At 74.6% G+C, this 18,489-nt stretch carries 14 protein-coding genes; 10 read left to right on the top strand and 4 right to left on the bottom strand.

Translation table 11 applies throughout. The features are described from left to right. Positions 1-211 precede the first annotated feature (211 nt). Positions 212-925 (top strand): peptidyl-tRNA hydrolase, encoded by a 714-nt coding sequence (locus ACFWMZ_RS17105; protein ID WP_383173697.1) that lies wholly within the window; start codon positions 212-214, stop codon positions 923-925. Positions 926-957: 32 nt separating this feature from the next. On the opposite strand, the gene ACFWMZ_RS17100 is transcribed toward ACFWMZ_RS17105, so the two are convergent. Then, positions 958-1,407: an NmrA family NAD(P)-binding protein gene (locus ACFWMZ_RS17100; protein WP_383202370.1), complete on the bottom strand. Its 450-nt coding sequence runs from the start codon at positions 1,405-1,407 to the stop codon at positions 958-960. 255 nt (positions 1,408-1,662) lie between these two features. Here ACFWMZ_RS17100 and ACFWMZ_RS17095 point away from each other — a divergent pair, with 255 nt between their 5' ends. Further along, a complete protein-coding gene (locus ACFWMZ_RS17095; RefSeq protein WP_383202367.1) occupies positions 1,663-3,036 on the top strand; it encodes a DUF692 family multinuclear iron-containing protein in 1,374 nt (457 codons plus the stop codon). Between the two features lie 172 nt (positions 3,037-3,208). After that, positions 3,209-4,876: an alpha/beta hydrolase gene (locus tag ACFWMZ_RS17090; protein ID WP_383202364.1), complete on the top strand. Its 1,668-nt coding sequence runs from the start codon at positions 3,209-3,211 to the stop codon at positions 4,874-4,876. Positions 4,877-4,889: 13 nt separating this feature from the next. On the opposite strand, the gene hemQ is transcribed toward ACFWMZ_RS17090, so the two are convergent. Further along, the gene (gene hemQ / locus ACFWMZ_RS17085) at positions 4,890-5,606 is read right to left on the bottom strand and encodes a hydrogen peroxide-dependent heme synthase (RefSeq protein ID WP_383202361.1); all 717 of its coding nucleotides are present in this window, start codon (positions 5,604-5,606) and stop codon (positions 4,890-4,892) included. A 4-nt stretch (positions 5,607-5,610) separates the two neighbouring features. After that, entirely contained in the window at positions 5,611-7,083 is a 1,473-nt protein-coding gene (hemG, locus tag ACFWMZ_RS17080) for a protoporphyrinogen oxidase (protein WP_383202358.1), read from the bottom strand. A gap of 158 nt (positions 7,084-7,241) precedes the next feature. On the opposite strand from hemG, the gene ACFWMZ_RS17075 reads away from it, so the two are divergent. Both ACFWMZ_RS17075 and ACFWMZ_RS17070 read left to right on the top strand, forming a co-directional pair. Then, positions 7,242-8,261: a DUF4349 domain-containing protein gene (locus ACFWMZ_RS17075; RefSeq protein WP_383202355.1), complete on the top strand. Its 1,020-nt coding sequence runs from the start codon at positions 7,242-7,244 to the stop codon at positions 8,259-8,261. A gap of 89 nt (positions 8,262-8,350) precedes the next feature. Further along, positions 8,351-9,730, top strand: a complete 1,380-nt coding sequence (locus ACFWMZ_RS17070) for an FAD-dependent oxidoreductase (protein ID WP_383173718.1) — start codon at positions 8,351-8,353, stop codon at positions 9,728-9,730. Positions 9,731-9,784: 54 nt separating this feature from the next. Here the strand turns inward: ACFWMZ_RS17070 and hemE are convergent, their stop codons facing one another. After that, entirely contained in the window at positions 9,785-10,849 is a 1,065-nt protein-coding gene (gene hemE, locus ACFWMZ_RS17065) for a uroporphyrinogen decarboxylase (protein ID WP_383202352.1), read from the bottom strand. Positions 10,850-10,984: 135 nt separating this feature from the next. On the opposite strand from hemE, the gene ACFWMZ_RS17060 reads away from it, so the two are divergent. From ACFWMZ_RS17060 to ACFWMZ_RS17040, 5 genes are all read left to right on the top strand, one after another. Then, positions 10,985-11,662 (top strand): DUF3000 domain-containing protein, encoded by a 678-nt coding sequence (locus ACFWMZ_RS17060; protein ID WP_383202349.1) that lies wholly within the window; start codon positions 10,985-10,987, stop codon positions 11,660-11,662. 1,085 nt (positions 11,663-12,747) lie between these two features. Next, positions 12,748-13,410, top strand: coding sequence for a response regulator transcription factor (locus ACFWMZ_RS17055; RefSeq protein WP_003951582.1), 663 nt, complete (start codon positions 12,748-12,750; stop codon positions 13,408-13,410). Positions 13,411-13,486: 76 nt separating this feature from the next. Continuing rightward, the gene (locus tag ACFWMZ_RS17050; protein WP_383173728.1) at positions 13,487-14,785 is read left to right on the top strand and encodes an HRDC domain-containing protein; all 1,299 of its coding nucleotides are present in this window, start codon (positions 13,487-13,489) and stop codon (positions 14,783-14,785) included. Positions 14,786-14,971: 186 nt separating this feature from the next. Next, positions 14,972-16,192, top strand: a complete 1,221-nt coding sequence (locus ACFWMZ_RS17045; RefSeq protein ID WP_358195126.1) for an acetyl-CoA C-acyltransferase — start codon at positions 14,972-14,974, stop codon at positions 16,190-16,192. Beyond that, positions 16,189-18,321 carry a 3-hydroxyacyl-CoA dehydrogenase NAD-binding domain-containing protein gene (locus ACFWMZ_RS17040; protein ID WP_383173733.1) on the top strand — a complete coding sequence of 711 codons (2,133 nt, stop codon included), beginning with the start codon at positions 16,189-16,191 and terminating at the stop codon, positions 18,319-18,321. The genes ACFWMZ_RS17045 and ACFWMZ_RS17040 overlap by 4 nt, the downstream gene beginning before the upstream one ends. The last annotated feature ends 168 nt before the right edge of the window (positions 18,322-18,489 follow it).

Raw genomic sequence — 18,489 nt, 5'->3', positions numbered from 1 at the left:
CGAGATCCGTGCAGATCTCCACGAGGGACTCCTCCAACTCGCCTGCGCCATCATCTGCTTGAGACGGCTACGCACCGCATTCTGAAACGATCAGTTAGTCCTCTGATTACAAGCAAAGTGAGAACTACACGCACGCAAGAGGTCGCGCCCGACCCCGGCGGCCATCCGCGGCCGGTGCCGACCGCCACGGTGGTTTTGGCAGACTGGGGCGGTGACCAGCGAACCTCTCTCCGACAGTCCCTTCCGTGACGAGCCCACCGCCCGCGACGAGGCGCCGCAGTACGTGCTGCCGCTCGTCGTACGGCTGGAGCGGGCCGAGCCTCCCGCCCTCACCGACGCACTGGAGACGGCCGCGCGGGCCGTCCTGGTGATGCTCTCCGACCCCCGCTCCGAGGGGGACGGCGAGTGGGCCCGGGCGGTGCGGGACTGGGAGGACGCGCGGATCCGCAAGGTGGTGCGGCGGGCCCGGGGCGCGGAGTGGCGGCGGGCCGCCGAGCTGCCGGGGATCACCGTCGAGGGCTGCGGTGCCGAGGTCAGGGTCTATCCGCCGGTACCGCTGGACGGCTGGCCCAAGGAGCTGGCCAAGCTCCAGGTCTCCGGCACCGAGCTGGCGGATCCCCAGGAGCCGGGCGAGCCCGCGCCCGGCCTGCCGGTGCTCTGGCTCAACCCGGAGGTGAGCATGTCGGCCGGGAAGGCGATGGCGCAGGCGGGGCACGGGGCGCAGTTGGCCTGGTGGCAGCTGTCCGGGGCGGAGCGGGCGGCCTGGCGGGAGCGGGGGTTCGCGCTGGCGGTGCGGGCGGCCCCCGAGAGGCGCTGGAAGGAGCTGGTGGAGAGCGGGCTGCCGGTGGTGCGGGACGCCGGGTTCACGGAGATCGCGCCCGGGTCGTGCACCGTGGTGGCGGAGCATCCCGCGCTGGTGGGGTGAGGGGCCGGCGCCCGGGACGCGGACGTGCCCCCTCACTCCCGCAGGTCTCCGCTCGTCAGGTCTGGCCCTCGGGTCAGGATGCCGGTCTTCCGCTCGGCACCGCCCACCGAGCTGTAGACGAGGTGGGCGACCCCGGCCTCCTCGGCCACGTCCGCGACGGCCTTGCCGTGGCGTACCTCGGCGGCGAGCGTCTCCGGCTCATGGGCGAGCGCCTGGACGCTGAAGATACCGTGCGCCCCGGCCGCGGCGGCACGCAGCGACTCCACGTCGTCGAGGTCCCCGCGGACCAGCACCGCGCCCCGCGCCCCGCGCCCCGCGCCCCGCGCCCCGCGCCCCGCGCCGCGAGTCTCCTGGGCGGCGGGCTTGTCGGGGTCGCGGACGAGTGCGCGCACCGTCCAGCCCCGCGACAGCAGTTCACGAGCGACGGCACCACCCTGGTTGCCGGTGCCACCGAGGACGAGAATGATCTTGTTGCCGCTCAACGTGTGCTCCCTGTCGTTCCGTCGGTCTGTCGTTCCGTTCGTGGCGGGTGCGAAGTGCCCCGCCTGGACGGAGCCTCGGATCTCAAGTCCTGTTGAGGTCAAGCCGGTCAAGCCCGGAGAGGGACGGGGGTGGAAGCCTGTCGTCCGGGGGCGAAGCTCAAATCCCGCTCTGAACAGGGCGGGGTGCGGTTCCTGGCCGGGCGCGGCCGGGCAGGGTGGCCCCAGGGCAGGGGGTTATCTGGAAGGGGCGGCCACATGGAACGGCTGGGGACGGCACAGCTCGGGACGGGAATCGGCTGGCGGCCCGCGATCGCGGAGGCGGTCGAGGCGATGGCGGGGATCGAGTGGGTGGAGGTGGTGGCGGAGAACGTCTGCCCCGGCCACTTCCCCGACTCCCTGCGGCGGCTGCGGGAGCGCGGCGTGGCCGTGGTGCCGCACGGGGTCGGGCTGGGGCTGGGCGGCGCCGAGCGGCCTGACCCGGCGCGGCTCGCGGCGCTGGCGGAGCGGGCCGGGGCGCTGGGCGCGCCACTGGTCACCGAGCACATCGCCTTCGTCAGGGCGGGCGGGGAGCGGGCGGCCTCGCGGGGGCTGGAGGCGGGGCACCTGCTGCCGGTGCCCCGGACCCGGGAGGCGCTCGCGGTGCTCTGCGAGAACGTACGGATCGCCCAGGACCAGTTGCCGGTGCCGCTCGCGGTGGAGAACATCGCGGCGCTCTTCTCCTGGCCCGACGAGGAGCTGACCGAGGGGCAGTTCCTCTACGAGCTGGCCGACCGCACCGGGGTCCGGCTGCTGATCGACGTCGCCAACCTGCACACCAACCACGTCAACCAGGGCGAGGACCCCTCGGCCGCGCTCGACGCGCTGCCGCTGGAGGCGCTGGCGTACGTCCATGTGGCGGGCGGTTTCGAGCGGGACGGGGTGTGGCACGACAGCCACGCCCACCCGGTGCCGGAGCCGGTCCTCGCGGTCCTGTCCGAGCTGGCCTCGCGGGTGCGGCCGCCCGGGGTGCTGCTGGAGCGGGACGAGCGGTTCCCGTCGGCGGCCGAGCTGGAGGCGGAGGTCGCGAGGATCCGGGAGACGGTGGAGGCGGCGGAGCGGGCCCCGGTCACGGTGGGGGCGGCCGCCCCGGCCACGGTGGGCGCGGCGGCGTCCCGGCAGAGGCTCGTGACGGCGACCGCTCCGGAGAAGGCGGAGGTGGACGAGGAGGCGGGCGAGGCCGTCCGGACGCGGCTCGCGCTCGGGCAGACGGCCCTGCTGTCGGCACTGGTCGCGGGGGCCCCGGCGCCGGAGGGCTTCGACCGGGGGCGGCTGCGGGTGCAGAGCCGGATGCTGACCGCCAAGCGCGGTGACATCGTGGCCTCGCTCGCCCCGGAGCTGCCGCGCATCCTCGGCGAGGCCTACCGGCCGGGCTTCCTGCGGTACGCGGCGGGCCGCCCGCTGACCGGCGGTCACCGTGCGGACGCGCTCGCCTTCGCCTTCCACACGCTGCGGCACGATCCGCCCTCCGAGCGCGGGGCCCGGCGGGAGCTGCGCGACTGGTGGATCGAGCGGTCGGGCCGCGCCTCGCTGGTGGGCCGGCCGTGGGCCCGGTGGGCGCGGGTGGCGCGCTTCGCGCTGCTGGGTCGCTGAGCCGGGGGCGGGCAGGGGGTCCGCGGGGGCCCCGAGCACGGCGATGCCCGCGGCCGGCGCGGTTGGGCCGTTCCGAGCGGGTCGGCCCGACACGTCCCTCCGGTGCTTCACATCACCAGCATCCGTACGAAGCATCCCTTTTGCCGTTGATCGGCCGGACGAAAGGGATGCGATGCGAGCACCGCTCATCTTCACCGCCGCGGGAGCGCTGCTCCTCGCCCCGCTCGCGGCCGTCCCGCAGGGCCCGGCGGCCGGTTCACCGGTCCTGCCCGGCGCGGAGGCACGCGGGGTGGCGCTCGCCGCCGAGCGGGCGGCGCGGACCCCGGTGGCGTTCGGACGGTGTCCGGACGAGGAGGGGCTGCCCCGGTCGCTGGAGTGCGGCACGGTCCGCGTACCGCTGGACTACGCGCGGCCGGACGGGGAGCAGATCGACCTGACGGTCAGCCGGGTGAGGGCGGCGGGTCCGGAGCGGGAGCGGCAGGGCGCGCTGGTCTTCAACCCGGGCGGGCCCGGCGCGTCCGGGATGCTCTTCCCGCTGGTGGGGATCTTCCCCGAGTGGAAGCGGCTGGCCTCGGTCTACGACCTGGTCGGGTACGCGCCGCGCGGGGTGGGCCGCTCGGCGCCGCTCTCCTGCCGGGACGCGCACGAGAGGCCCGGCGGGAACTGGCAGGCGCCGGAGCACCCGACCGAGGAGCAGAAGGCGGAGCGGATCGCGCGGGCGAAGGCGTACGCACGAGGGTGCGCCGAGCGCGGCGGTGCACGGCTGCGGCACGTCACCTCGCTGAACAACGCCCGGGACCTGGACGTGCTGCGGGCCGGTCTGGGCGAACGGAAGCTGACGTTCATGGGGGCGTCGTACGGCACGTACTTCGGGGCGCTGTACGCGACGCTCTTCCCCTCGCACGTGCGGCGGATGGTCTTCGACTCGGCGGTCGACCCTTCTCCGGAGCGGATCTGGTACCGGAACAACCTGGCGCAGTCGGCGGCGTTCGAGGAGCGGTGGGCGGACTTCCGGCGGTGGATCGCCTCGCACCACGCGGTCTACGGGATGGGCACCGACGAGGCCGAGGTGCTGGCGGGCTACCGGCGGGCGCGGGCGAAGCTGGCGGCCGAGCCGGCCGGAGGCGCGGTGGGTCCTGCTCAGCTCCAGGCGGCGATGTTGCGGGCCGGGTACTACGAGGACTACTGGCCCTCGCATGCCGGGGCGCTGGCGGCCTATTTGAAGGGTGATCCGCAGCTGCTGGTCAATCTGGCGTCGCCGCGTGCGGAGGGTGCGGCCGAGGCGGAGAACGCGCGGGCCGTCTACACGGCGGTGGAGTGCAACGACGCGCCGTGGCCCACCCGGTGGCAGACCTGGGACCGGGACCACACCCGGCTCGCGCGCCGGGCGCCGTTCGAGACGTGGGAGAACGCCTGGCTGAACCTGCCGTGCGCGTACTGGCAGGGGCCCAGGCAGCGGCCGCTGAACGTGCGCTCCCTGCCGGGTGAGCTGCCGCCGACGCTGATCCTGGCGAGCGAGCGGGACGCCGCGACTCCGTACGCGGGGGCGCTGGAGCTGCGGCGGCGGCTGTGGGGCGCCTCGCTGGTGACCGAGCGGGACGCGGGCACGCACGGACTGGCGGGCGGGCCGAACGCCTGCGTCAACCGGCACGTCGAGGCGTACCTGATCGACGGGAAGGTGCCCGGGCGCGGCACCGAGTGCGCGGCCCGGCCGGCTCCCGAGCCGGAGCCGGAGGACGACGGCGAGTGGACGCCCGGTGATCCGGGTGAGGAGACCGGCGGCCGCGGTCTGCGGCCGGCGCTCCCCCGGGCCGCCGGGTGGGTTCCGGCGGCCCCGTGAGGCGGTCCTGGGCTCAGGCGAGCTGGGCGACCAGGTCGGCGACGGACTTGCGGCGCCCGGTGTAGAAGGGCACCTCCTCGCGGACGTGGCGGCGGGCCTCGGAGCCGCGCAGGTGGCGCATGAGGTCGACGATGCGGTAGAGCTCGTCGGCCTCGAAGGCGAGGATCCACTCGTAGTCGCCGAGGGAGAACGAGGCGACGGTGTTGGCGCGCACGTCCGGGTAGCCGCGGGCCATCTTGCCGTGGTCGGCGAGCATCGCCCGGCGCTCCTCGTCGGGGAGGAGGTACCACTCGTAGGAGCGGACGAACGGGTAGACGCTGATGTAGTCGCGGGGGGTCTCGTCGGCGAGGAACGCCGGGATGTGCGACTTGTTGAACTCGGCGGGGCGGTGCAGCGCCATGTTCGACCAGACCGGCTCCAGCGCGCGCCCCAGGCGGGTGCGGCGGAAGAGGTTGTACGCCTCCTGGAGGGCGTCGGCGGTCTCGGCGTGCCACCAGATCATCACGTCGGCGTCGGCGCGCAGGCCGGAGACGTCGTAGGTGCCGCGGACGGTGACGTCCTTGGCGGCGAACTTGTCGAACAGGTCCTGGACCTCGTCGGCGTAGCCGGACCGGTCCTCGGGGAGCACGTCGCGGAGCTTGAAGACGGACCACAGGGTGTAGCGGATGACCTCGTTGAGGTCCTTGGCCTTCTTGCCCGCGTTGGGGATCTTCTCAGGAGCGTCACTCATGGGGTCATTCTCCCGCGTGCCCGGCGGAGCCCGACGCCGGGTCGGTCCCCGGGCGGGGCGCGAGGACCTGTCGGGCCGCCTCGGTCGCGGAGGCGACGCAGGCGGGGATGCCGACGCCGTCGTAGGCCGCGCCGCACAGGGCGAGGCCGGGGGCCTGGGCGACCTGGTCGCGGATGCGGGCGACGCGGTCGAGGTGGCCGACCGGGTACTGCGGCAGGCCCTGGTCCCAGCGGGTGACGTGGGCGTCGACGGGTGCGGCGTCGACGCCGGTGGCGGTCCGCAGGTCGCGGCGGGCCAGGTCGAGGAGTTCGGCGTCGTCGCGGCCGAGGATCTCGTCCTCGCGGTGGCGGCCGACCGAGGTGCGGACGATCTGGAGCCCGGGCTGCTGTGCGGTGATCCACCGCCACTTGCGGCCCGCGAAGGTGGCGGCCTTGATGGTCCGCCCGTCGACCGGCGGGACGAGGAAGCCGCTGCCCTGCGGCAGGTCGGCCTCCTCGGCGCGGAAGGCGAAGGTCATCAGGGCCATCGAGGCGTACTCGACCTCGGCGAGGTCGGCCGCCGCGGCGGGCAGTTCGGCGGCGAGCAGCCGGGCGGCCTGCGGCGCGGGGACGGCGAGGACGACGGCGTCGGCGGCGAGCACCTCGGGCGCGGCGGGCGTGCCGGTGGTGAGGCGCCAGCCGCCGGGGGTGCGGGCCAGGCCGGTGACGGGCGCGCCGGTGCGGATACGGCCGCCGCGGGCGCGGACGGCGTCGGCGACGGCGAGCGGGAGGCGGCCGACGCCGCCGTCGATGCCCATGAAGACGGGGTCGGTGCGCGGGTCGGCGGCGGTGCGGGCCTGGATCGCGCGGACGCCCTCGGTGAGTGAGGCGTGGTCGCGGGCGGCGGCGAAGAGCTGGGGGACGGCGGCGCGCAGTGAGATGCGGTAGGCGTTGCCCGCGTAGACGCCGCCGAGGAGGGGTTCGACGAGCCGGTCGACGACCTCGCGGCCGACCCGGGCGGCGACGTACTCGCCGACGGCGATGTCCTCGCCGACCTCGGTGCGCGGCAGGGCGCGGTCCTCCGCGATCCGGGCGACGCCCTCCTCGGAGAGGACCCCGGTGAGGCTGGACGGATCGGCGGGGACGCCCATGACGTGGCCCTTGGGCATGGGGCGCAGCGCGTCGCGGGTCCAGAGGGAAGCGGTGGCGGTGCCGGGAGGCTGGAGGGCGTCGGCGAGTCCTGCCTCGCGGGCGAGGCCGACCGCCTCGGGGCGGCGGGCCAGCATCGACTCGGCGCCGAGGTCGACGCGGACGCCGCCGATCTCGCCGGTGCGGAGCTTGCCGCCGAGGCGGTCGGAGGCTTCCAGGAGGGTGACGTCGGCTCCGGCGTCGAGCAGGCGCAGGGCCGCCGTGAGACCCGCGACGCCGCCTCCGACGACCACCACGCGGGGGCCGCCGCCGCCCGCTCCCGCCGGTGTTCCGTCCGTTTCCGCGCGCATGGAGCCACTGTCTCAAACCGGGCGGGGCGGCGGGCCGCCGGGGCCGCGTCGTTCCGTTACCCGTTCGCGACCCGGCAGGCGAAACCCGCCGGTGCCAGGCGGCGTCGAAGCGGCACAGGCGCTCCACAGGGCGGCGCGGGACGACAGGGGGTCGGCGGATGAGCCGGATGCGGGGAACGAACGGCAGAGGGATCGCCGGGCGGCGGGCGGCGGCGCTGCTGGCCGTCGCGGTGCTGGGGCTCGCGGGATGCTCGGCGGGGTCGGAGGGGGCGTCGTCGGCGTCGGACCGCCAGGCGGCCCCGCCGGCGGCGGACGGGGCGGGCGGCGGCCAGGCGGAACGGCGGCCGGACGGCGCGGAGCAGGGCGCCGGGGACCAGGCGTCGGCGGACCGGAAGACGCCGGAGCTGAAGGGCGTCCACCTGGTCCGGACCGCCGAACTCCACCTGCGGGTGAAGGACGTGCCGACGGCGCTGGCGTCGGCCCGTTCGGTGGTCGAGGGCGCGGGCGGCTACGTCGGCAACGAGTCGACCCGGCGCGACACCCGGGGCCACGAGCGGTCGACGGTGGTGGTGCGGGTGCCGCAGGAGCGGTACGACGCGGTGCTGGACTCGCTCGGCGAGGGCGGGGAGGTCGTGGAGCGGCGGACCAGCGCGGAGGACGTCACCGAGGAGGTGGTGGACGTCGAGAGCCGTCTGAAGTCGCAGCGGGCCAGCGTGGCGCGGGTCCGGGAGCTGATGGACCGGGCGGAGAAGCTGAGCGACATCGTCTCGCTGGAGGGCGAGCTGAGCAGCCGTCAGGCGGAGCTGGAGTCGCTGCTCGCCCAGCAGTCCTCGCTGAAGGACCGCACCTCGATGGCGACGGTCACCCTCCAGCTCACGGAGCGGGCGGCGGGGGCGGAGTCCGCCGGGGACGACGGCCCGACCTTCACCGACGCGGTCTCCGGCGGCTGGTCGGCGTTCGTCTCGACGCTGCGCTGGCTGACCGTGGCGCTCGGCGCGGTGCTGCCGTTCGCCCTGGCCCTCGGGCTGATCCTGCTGGTGTGGCGGTTCACGCGCCGCCTGCGGCGCCCGGCCGCCACCGCGCCCGCGGTGCGCGCCCCCGAGGGCGCTGCCGACGGCGAGGCCGAGGAGCCCGGCGCGGAGCCTGCCGTTCCGGCTGCGCGGCCCGAGCGGGACTGAGCGGGACCGGGCGGAGCCGAACAGGCGGGCGCGCCGTCCCGGCCGGTGGCCGCGGGCCGGGACGGTGCCGGCCCGCGTAGCGTGGCGGCATGAGAGAGCGACTGGTGGTCATCGGTGGGGACGCGGCCGGGATGTCCGCCGCGTCACAGGCACGCAGGCTCAAGGACCCGGACGCGCTGGAGATCGTCGCGTTCGAACGCGGGCACCACGCCTCGTACTCGGCGTGCGGCATCCCGTACTGGGTCGGCGGCGACGTGGACGGCCCGGAGAACCTGGTGGCGCGGGCGCCCGAGGAGCACCGGGCGCGCCAGATCGATCTGCGGATGCGGACCGAGGTCACCGAGATCGACGTGGACGGCGGCCGGGTCAGGTCGCGGCGGCTGCCGGACGGCCAGGAGGTGTGGACCGGCTTCGACAAGCTGGTGATCGCCACCGGCGCGCGCCCGGTGCGGCCCCCGCTGCCCGGCATCGACGCGCCCGGGGTGCACGGGGTGCAGACCCTCGACGACGGGCAGGCCCTGCTCGACACCCTCCGGGGGACGGAGGGGCGCCGCGCGGTGGTGGTCGGCGCCGGGTACATCGGCGTGGAGATGGCCGAGGCGCTGCTGCGCCGCGACTACCAGGTGACACTGCTCAACCGGGCCCCCGAGCCGATGACCACGCTCGACCCCGACATGGGCAAGCTGGTCCACAAGGCGGTCACCGGGCTCGGCATCGAGCTGGTCAACGAGGCCGAGGTGACCGAGATCCGCACCGACGCCTCGGGCCGTGCCTCGGCGGTGGTGACCTCGGACGCCGAGTACCCGGCCGACGTGGTGGTGCTGGGGATGGGCGTACGCCCCGAGACGGAGCTGGCCGAGGCGGCCGGGCTGCCCGTGGGCGACTACGGTGGCATCCTCACCGACCAGGGGATGCGGGTGCGCGGCCACGCCGACATCTGGGCGGGCGGCGACTGCGTGGAGGTGCTGGACCTGGTGGCGGGCCGTCAGCGGCACATCCCGCTCGGCACCCACGCCAACAAGCAGGGCCAGGTCATCGGCACCAATGTGGGCGGCGGCTACGCGACCTTCCCCGGCATCGTGGGGACGGCGGTCAGCAAGGTCTGCCACCTGGAGATCGCCCGGACCGGGCTGCTGGAGGCCGAGGCGCGCGAGGTCGGCTTCCAGTTCGTCACGGCGACCGTGGAGGCGACCAGCCGGGCCGGGTACTTCCCCGGGACCTCGCCGATGACGGTGAAGATGATGGCCGAGCGCCGCACCGGCCGGCTGCTGGGCACCCAGATCGTGGGCCGCGAGGGCGCGGGCAAGCGGGTGGACGTGGCGGCGGTGGCGCTGACGGCCGGGATGACGGTGGAGCAGATGACGGCGCTCGACCTCGGCTACGCCCCGCCGTTCTCCCCGGTCTGGGACCCGATCCTGGTGGCGGCCCGCAAGGCGACCCAGGTGGTACGCGCGGAGGGCGCGGGCTGAGCAGGCGGTGCCGGCCGGTCTCCGTCGAGGGGACCGGCCGGCGCCTGCCGCGGCTCAGCGTGAGGTGCGGGCGTGGACGTCCTCGACCAGACGGGTCAGGGCGTCGGGGTCGGTGTCCGGCAGGACCCCGTGGCCGAGGTTGAAGACGTGCCCCTCCAGACCGGCGGCGGCGTCGAGGACCTCGCCGGTCTTGGCCCGGACGGCTTCGGTGGGCGCGAAGAGCACGGCCGGGTCGAGGTTGCCCTGGACGGCCTTGCCGGGACCGATCCGGCGGGCCGCCTCGTCCAGCGGGATCCGCCAGTCGGCGCCGACCACGTCGGCCCCCGCCTCGCCCATCAGGCCGAGGAGTTCGCCGGTGCCGACGCCGAAGTGGATGCGCGGCACGCCGTACCCGGCGACGGCGTCGAAGACCTTGCGGGAGGCGGGCATGACCGAGCGGCGGTAGTCGGCGGGGGCCAGCGCGCCGACCCAGGAGTCGAAGAGCTGCACGGCGGAGGCGCCGGCCTCGATCTGCACCTTGAGGAAGCCCGCGGTGATGTCGGCGAGGCGGTCGAGCAGGTCGGCCCAGAGCTGCGGGTCGCCGTACATGAGCGCCTTGGTGTGCTCGTGGTTGCGGCTGGGGCCGCCCTCGACCAGGTAGCTCGCGAGGGTGAACGGCGCGCCGGCGAAGCCGATGAGCGGGGTGGCGCCCAGCTCGGTGGTGAGCAGCCCCATCGCCTCGGTGACGTACCAGACGTCCTCGGGGGTCAGGTCGCGCAGCCGGGCCAGGTCGGCGCGGGTGCGGATCGGCTTCTCGACGACGGGGCCGACGCCCGGCTTGATGTCCAGGTCGATGCCGATGGCCTTGAGCGGCACCACGATGTCGCTGAAGTAGATCGCGGCGTCGACGCCGTGGCGGCGGACCGGCTGCATCGTGATCTCGGTGACCAGGTCGGGCCGCATGCAGGAGTCGAGCATCGCGGTGCCCTCGCGGACCTTGCGGTACTCGGGCAGTGAGCGGCCCGCCTGGCGCATGAACCACACGGGGGTGTGCGGCACCGGCTCACGCCGGCACGCCTTGAGGAAGGCGGAGTCGTGGGGTGCGGTCGGCTGGCCCGTGGGGCGGTCGTTGGCGCTCACCCGAGAAGTCTCGCACGGCCGGGGAGCGCCCTTGCCGGGAGGTTCCGGACACCGGGGCGGCCCGCGCGGCGCGCGACGGCACCCGCGCGGGTGTCCTCCCTGCGCACGGGCCCGGTTCCCCTTAACCTTCCCGGCATGGCTGCGGCTCAGGGACACCTTTCGGACGGCACTGACGGCACTGACGGCACGGGCGGCGCGCGAGGAGCCGCCGCCGGGGCGGACGACGCGCCACCGGGTTTCCGCGCGGCGGTACGGGCCCTGGAGGAGGCCCGGTTGCGGCCGGAGATCGAGATCGAGGCGACGCCCCCGCCCCGGCGGCTGGCGCCGTTCGCGTACGCGCTGGAGGCCGCGGTGGTCCAGGAGGGCGAGGACCTCTCCGACGGTCGGCTGGTCCTGCTCCACGACCCGGCCGGGCACGACGCCTGGAAGGGCACGTTCCGTCTGGTGACGCTGGTCCGGGCGGAACTGGAGCCGGAGATGGCGGCCGACCCGCTGCTGCCGGAGGTCTGCTGGTCCTGGCTGACCGGCGCCTTCCAGGCCCGCGGCCTGGTCCACGGCGAGGCGAGCGGCACGGTCACCCGCGCCTCCTCGCACCACTTCGGCGGGCTCTCCACCCGGCGCCCCGCCTCCCAGATCGAGATCCGCGCCTCCTGGACGCCCCAGGAGCTGCCCGGCGGCGCCCCCGACACGGCCGGTCACCTGGCGGCCTGGTCGGACCTGCTGGCCAGGATCGGCGGGTTGCCGCCGGTGGCGGCCACGGACGCGGCGGTCGTGTCGCTCCCCCAGCGACGGGGGCCGCGGCCGCAGGAGTGAGACCTGCTCCGGGGCCCCGCGCGCACGGCCAGGGCCGGGTGAGGCCCCGGGCGGTGGGCACCGGCAGTCCCCGGCGGGGACCGCGTGAAGCGGGAGCGCTCAGGCAGCCGCGCTCCCCGCCCCCCCCCCGATCGAGGGGGAAAGCGCGCCCGAAGCAGGGGGATTTTTCGGTGGGAGCGGCGCTCCCGGAGACGAGGAGCTGCGCGGGCCATCACCAGGTGGCCGAACACGCAAGCACCACCCGGCCTTGACGGGGGCGCGGTGCCTTCCGCCGGTCGTGCCAGGGGGCCGGGGCGCGGCAGTCGCGGCGCGACGCGAACACGGTGCGCTTCAGCGACGCCCCGCTCACCGCCCGAGGGCCGCGGAAGCACAAGCCACCGCGGTGGAACGCTGAGGTTGCGAGCACCGGAGCCCAGCACACCGGGCTCGCACGGCCCGGCCGCCCGTCGGCAGGGCGCCAGAGCCTCGGGCTTCGCGTATGACACGGGCGGAGCCGCCGACGGTTCGAGAGCCGGGGCACCAAGCGCCGCGCAGCGCACACCGCGGATCGACGGGCGCCCACCTACGGGGGACCGTACCGGCGTACGCCCTGGAGGCAGCCGTGGCTCGGGAGGGCGGCGGGGCCGTCGGCACGCCCGGAAGCGGGATCCGCCCTCGAAGCCGTGAGCCCCCCGCCTGCACCGCACTGCGGACCCGCGTCCCGGGCAGCACCGCAGCACCGCGCGCGCAACGGCCGCCATCGGCCGCCCCAGGGCGCCAGGAGCCCCGAACACCCACCCGGCCCCGAAGCCGTCCAGGGCCGCGGCGTCCCGGTTCCTCAAGCCGTCCCCGGATCACGCGGGCCCAGCTCCGAGAGCTTCTCAGGGGGCAGGCCCGGCCCTCCGCAGTCGCGTCGGGCCGCAAGGGCCCGCCCGTCGGAACATCGCACGGGCGTTCGCCTGTGGGGGCTCGAGGGTCACCAAATCGTGATCATTCCCTAAAGGACGCCTCCAATGCTGCCGAAGACCTCAATGACCTAGTCAGCACGGATCGCCCCGGCTTCTTCCCCGAGCCGGCCCCGTCCCGCCATCCCCCCAGGAGGCCTGGTGTCCGTTCTTCTCGAGCAGCCCGCAAGCCTGGTCGCCTACCGCCCGAACAAGCCGACGGCCATGGTCGTCGTCGCCGACCAGCGTGTCCGTTCCACGGTCACCCGCCACCTGTGGGCGCTCGGCGTTCGCGATGTCATCGAGGCATCGTCCATTGCGGAGGCCCGCCCCCGCGTCGGCAACCCGCGCGACATCTGCGTCGCCGACGTCCACCTTCCCGACGGTTCGGGATTGACCCTGCTCTCCGAAACCCGCGCGGCGGGCTGGCCCAACGGCCTCGCCCTCTCCGCCGCCGACGACATCGGCGCCGTGCGCAACGCCCTCGCCGGCGGCGTCAAGGGATACGTCGTCACCGGTACCCGTACCAACATCGGGCTCCCCACCCGTCCCGGCGCCGCCCCGATCGGCTCCGCCGCCGCCCGTATGCACCGCCGCCCCCCGGGTGCCCCGAGCCACCCGGGCGGCTACCGCGAACTGTCCGGCCGCGAGGTCGAGGTGCTGCGGCTGGTGGCGGAGGGCCAGTCCAACAAGGCCATCGGTGTCTCGATGGGCCTGTCCGCACTCACCGTCAAGAGCCACCTCGCCCGGATCGCCCGCAAGCTGGGCACCGGGGACCGCGCCGGGATGGTCGCGGTGGCCCTCCGTACCGGCATCATCCACTGACCCGCCCTGCCCGCACCCGTCCGCCGAGGGAACGTTCCGTCGGCGGACGTGGCGTGTACACCGATACCCTTGACCGGTGACCGACGCCCAAGAGACCGCAGCCGACCGTTCACCGCTCGACCCGTCCCAGCCGCCGAGCCCGTCCGACGCGGACGGGCCGCCCGTCGCCCTGCCGGTGCCGGTCCCGCTGCTGGCCCCCCGCGAGGGGGTTCCCGAGGTGGTCGCCTCCGAGGCGGCGCTCGCCGAGACGGTGGCGCGGTACGCGGCCGGGAGTGGTCCGCTGGCCGTCGACGCCGAGCGGGCCTCGGGCTACCGCTACGGGCAGCGCGCGTACCTCGTGCAGCTGCGGCGCGAGGGCGCCGGTACCGCGCTGATCGACCCGGTCGCCTGCCCGGACCTCTCCGGCCTCGGGCAGGTCGTCGAGGACACCGAGTGGCTGCTGCACGCCGCCACCCAGGACCTGCCGTGCCTGCGTGACATAGGCATGGTCCCGCAGCGCCTCTTCGACACCGAGCTGGCCGGGCGCCTCGCCGGGTTCGCCCGGGTGGGGCTCGGCGCGATGGTGGAGAACGTGCTCGGCTACTCGCTGGAGAAGGGCCACTCCGCCGTCGACTGGTCGACCCGCCCGCTCCCCGAGCCGTGGCTGCGGTACGCGGCGCTCGACGTGGAGCTCCTGGCCGACCTGCGCGACGCGCTGGAGGAGGAGCTGGCCGGGCAGGGCAAGCTCGGCTGGGCGCACCAGGAGTTCGACGCCATCGCCTCCGCTCCCCCGGCCCCGCCGCGCAAGGACCCGTGGCGGCGGACATCCGGCATGCACAAGGTGCGCCGCCGCAGGCAGCTCGCGGTGGTGCGGGAGCTGTGGAACACCCGGGACAAGATCGCCCAGCGGCGCGACATCTCCCCCGGCAAGGTCCTCCCGGACGCGGCCATCGTGGAGGCCGCGCTCGCCCTCCCCGCCGACGTGCAGGCCCTCGGGCGGCTGCGCGGCTTCAGTGGCCGGGCCGGGCGCCGTCAGCTCGACCAGTGGCAGACCGCCGTGGACCGGGCGCGGGGGCTGCCCGAGACGGAGCTGCCGCAGCCCGGCGCCGCCCCGTCGGGCCCGCCGCCGCCGCGCGCCTGGGCCGACCGGGACCCGGCGGCCGCCGCGCGGCTGTCGAAGGCCCGCGCGGACATCTCGGCGCGCGCCGAGGAGCTGCGGCTGCCGCAGGAGAACCTGATCACCCCGGACACGGTCCGGCGGGTCTGCTGGGAGCCCCCGGCGGACCACGGCCCGGAGGCGGTCGCGGCCGCGCTCGCCGGGTACGGGGCGCGGCCCTGGCAGATCGAACAGGTGACCGGGCTGCTGGTCGAGGCGTTGGACGCGCCCGTCGCGTAGTCCCCGCGGCCTCCGAACGGCCCCCCGGCGCACCCCATCGCGCCGGGGGGCCGTTCGCGTGTGAGCTTCGCCGCTGTGGCAGGGGGGACTGGGCAGCCTGGTTACTCGCAAGTAGCATGGCGGTATCGCCGCGCGTTCCGGCGCACGGCGCAGCAGTGCCACCCCGCACCCTGGAGGAGAGCCATCGTGCCTCGCACCATCCGGGACGTCGTCTTCGTCGACGGCGTCCGCACCCCGTTCGGCAAGGCGGGCCCCAAGGGCATCTACCACGAGACCCGTGCCGACGATCTGATCGTGAAGGCGATCCGGGAGCTGCTGCGCCGCAACCCGGACCTGGACCCCAAGAAGATCGACGAGGTGGCCATCGCCGCCACCACGCAGATCGGCGACCAGGGCCTCACGCTGGGCCGCACGGCGGGGATCCTCGCCGGGCTGCCGCAGTCGGTGCCGGGCTACTCCGTCGACCGGATGTGCGCCGGTGCCATGACGGCCGTCACCACGACGGCCGGCTCGATCGCCTTCGGCGCCTACGACGTGGTCGTGGCCGGCGGTGTCGAGCACATGGGCCGCCACCCGATGGGCGAGGGCGTCGACCCCAACCCGCGGTTCGTCTCCGAGAAGCTCGTCGACGAGTCGGCCCTGTTCATGGGCATGACCGCGGAGAACCTCCACGACCGCTACCCCACCATCACCAAGCAGCGCGCCGACGAGTACGCGGTCCGCTCGCAGGAGAAGGCCGCCAAGGCGTACGCCAACGGCAAGATCCAGCAGGACCTGGTGCCGGTGTCGGTCCGCCGCACCAACGCCGAGGCCGGGGAGACCGGCTGGGGCCTGGCCACCGCCGACGAGCCGATGCGCCCGGGCACCACCCTGGAGTCGCTGGCCGGGCTGAAGACGCCGTTCCGTACGCACGGCCGGGTCACCGCGGGCAACGCCGCCGGTCTCAACGACGGTGCCACCGCCTCGCTGCTCGCCGCCGAGGACGTGGCGAACGAGCTGGGCCTGCCGGTCAGGATGCGTCTCGTCTCGTACTCGTTCGCGGGTGTCGAGCCGGAGGTCATGGGCTACGGCCCGATCCCGGCCACCGAGAAGGCGCTGAAGCAGGCCGGTCTGACCATCGACGACATCGGCCTCTTCGAGATCAACGAGGCGTTCGCCGTGCAGGTGCTCGCCTTCCTGGAGCACTACGGCATCGCCGACGACGACGCCCGCGTCAACCAGTACGGCGGCGCCATCGCCTATGGCCACCCGCTGGCCTCCTCCGGCGTCCGCCTGATGACCCAGCTGGCCCGGCAGTTCGAGGAGCAGCCGGAGGTCCGCTACGGCCTGACCACCATGTGCGTCGGCTTCGGCATGGGCGCCACGGTCATCTGGGAGAACCCGCACTTCACCGGAGGCAACAAGTGAGCACCTCTACCGCCGAACTCCTGAAGGGCGCGGCCGAGCTGTTCCCGGACGAGGTCGTCACCCAGGCGCACGTACGCCACCTGGACCTGCCCGCGGGCGCCGGGCGGTTCGCGCTCGTCACGCTCGACAACGGCCTGGACCACACCAAGCCGACCACCTTCGGCCCGCAGTCGCTGGCCAACCTCGACAAGGCGATCGACCAGGTCGAGAAGGAGGCCGCCGAGGGCTCCATCGTGGGCGTCGGCGTCACCGGCAAGCCCTTCATCTTCGCCGTCGGCGCCGACCTCAAGGGCGTCGAGCTGCTGAAGCAGCACGCGGACGCCGTGGCCATCGGCAAGGGCGGCCACGACGTCTTCAAGCGCCTCGCCACGCTCGCCGTGCCGACCTTCGCCTACTACAACGGCGCGGCCATGGGCGGCGGCGTCGAGGTCGGCCTGCACTGCTCGTACCGCACCGTCTCCAAGGCGGTCCCGGCCTTCTCGCTGCCCGAGGTCTTCCTCGGCCTGGTGCCCGGCTGGGGCGGCTGCGCCCTGCTGCCGAACCTGATCGGCGCCGACCGCGCCGTCTCGGTGATCATCGAGAACTCGCTCAACCAGAACCGCCAGCTCAAGGCCAAGCAGGTCCTCGAACTGGGCATCGCAGACGCCCTGTTCGAGGGTGCCGACTTCCTGGAGCAGTCGCTCGCCTGGACGGCCTCCGTCCTCAACGGCGACACCGAGGTCTCCCGCCCCGAGGTCGACCGGGGCGCCGCCTGGGACGAGGCCGTGGCCCGCGGGCGCGCCTTCGCCGACTCCAAGGTGCACGGCGCGGCCCCGGCCGCCTACCGCGCGCTGGACATCATCGCCGCCGCCAAGGACGGTGACCTGCAGGCCGGTTACGACGCCGAGGACAAGGCGCTCGCCGACCTGATCATGAGCGGCGAGCTGCGCTCGGGCCTGTACGCCTTCAACCTGGTGAACAAGCGCGCCAAGCGCCCCGCCGGCGCCCCCGACAAGAGCCTGGCCCGCCCGGTCTCCAAGGTCGGCGTGGTCGGCGCGGGCCTGATGGCCTCGCAGCTGGCGCTGCTCTTCCTGCGCCGCCTGGAGGTGCCGGTGGTCCTCACCGACATCGACCAGGCCCGGATCGACAAGGGTGTGGGCTACGTCCACGCCGAGATCGACAAGCTGCTCGGCAAGGGCCGCATCAACCAGGACAAGGCCAACCGCCTCAAGGGCCTGGTCAGCGGGGTGCTCGACAAGGCCGAGGGCTTCGCGGACGCGGACTTCGTCATCGAGGCCGTCTTCGAGGAGATGGGCGTCAAGCAGCAGGTGTTCGCCGAGGTCGAGGCGGTCGCCCCGGCCCACGCGATCCTCGCCACCAACACCTCCTCGCTCTCGGTCAGCGAAATGGCGTCGAAGCTGAAGCACCCCGAGCGGGTCGTCGGCTTCCACTTCTTCAACCCGGTCGCCGTCCTGCCGCTGCTGGAGATCGTCCGCGGCGAGCAGACCGACGACGCCTCGCTCGCCACCGCCTTCGGCGTGGCGAAGAAGCTGAAGAAGACCGCGGTCCTCGTCAAGGACGCCCCGGCGTTCGTGGTGAACCGCATCCTCACCCGCTTCATGGGCGAGATCCAGAACATCATCGACGAGGGCACCCCGGTGGGCACCGCCGAGAAGGCCGTCGAGCCGCTCGGCCTGCCGATGTCGCCGCTGGTCCTGCTGGAGCTGGTCGGCCCGGCGATCGGCCTGCACGTCTCCGAGACGCTGCACGGCGCCTTCCCGGAGCGCTTCACCGTCTCGCCGAACCTCAAGGCGGTCGTCGAGGCCGGCAAGCGCGGCTTCTACGTCTACGACTCGGGCAAGCCCGAGCTGGACCCGGAGGTCGCCGCACTGTTGAAGCAGGGCGACACCGTCCTCACCGAGGAGCAGGTCCGCGACCGGGTCACCGGCGCCGTCGCGCAGGAGATCGGCCTCATGCTGGACGAGGGCGTCGTCGCCGAGGCGCAGGACATCGACCTGTGCCTGATCACCGGCGCCGGCTGGCCCTTCCACCTGGGCGGCATCACGCCGTACCTGGACCGGGCCGGCGTCTCCGAGCGCGTCAACGGCAAGCCGTTCCTGGCGCCGGGCGTGGCGAGCGTGCCCGCGTAGGTACGGCAGCGCTTGAGCCCGTCGCGCCGGTGGCGGGGTGAGCGAAGGGGCCGTGCCCGAGGAGGGATCCCCCGGCACGGCCCCATTACGCGGGGGGCGGCGCGCAGGTGCCGGGGAGTCCCACCCGGGACGCCCGGAAGCGCCGGCGCGCCCCGCCCGGCAGGAAGG

Source organism: Streptomyces sp. NPDC058373, assembly GCF_042723275.1.
Classification (GTDB): Bacteria; Actinomycetota; Actinomycetes; order Streptomycetales; family Streptomycetaceae; genus Streptomyces.
This window is presented reverse-complemented; position numbering and strand designations above follow the sequence as displayed.

Coding starts and splice junctions, on each gene's coding strand:
- ACFWMZ_RS17095 (WP_383202367.1), top strand. CDS start 1,663: ATGGAACGGCTGGGGACGGCACAGCTCGGGACGGGAATCGGCTGGCGG.
- ACFWMZ_RS17060 (WP_383202349.1), top strand. CDS start 10,985: ATGGCTGCGGCTCAGGGACACCTTTCGGACGGCACTGACGGCACTGAC.
- ACFWMZ_RS17090 (WP_383202364.1), top strand. CDS start 3,209: ATGCGAGCACCGCTCATCTTCACCGCCGCGGGAGCGCTGCTCCTCGCC.
- ACFWMZ_RS17070 (WP_383173718.1), top strand. CDS start 8,351: ATGAGAGAGCGACTGGTGGTCATCGGTGGGGACGCGGCCGGGATGTCC.
- ACFWMZ_RS17075 (WP_383202355.1), top strand. CDS start 7,242: ATGAGCCGGATGCGGGGAACGAACGGCAGAGGGATCGCCGGGCGGCGG.
- hemQ (WP_383202361.1), bottom strand. CDS start 5,606: ATGAGTGACGCTCCTGAGAAGATCCCCAACGCGGGCAAGAAGGCCAAG.
- hemG (WP_383202358.1), bottom strand. CDS start 7,083: ATGCGCGCGGAAACGGACGGAACACCGGCGGGAGCGGGCGGCGGCGGC.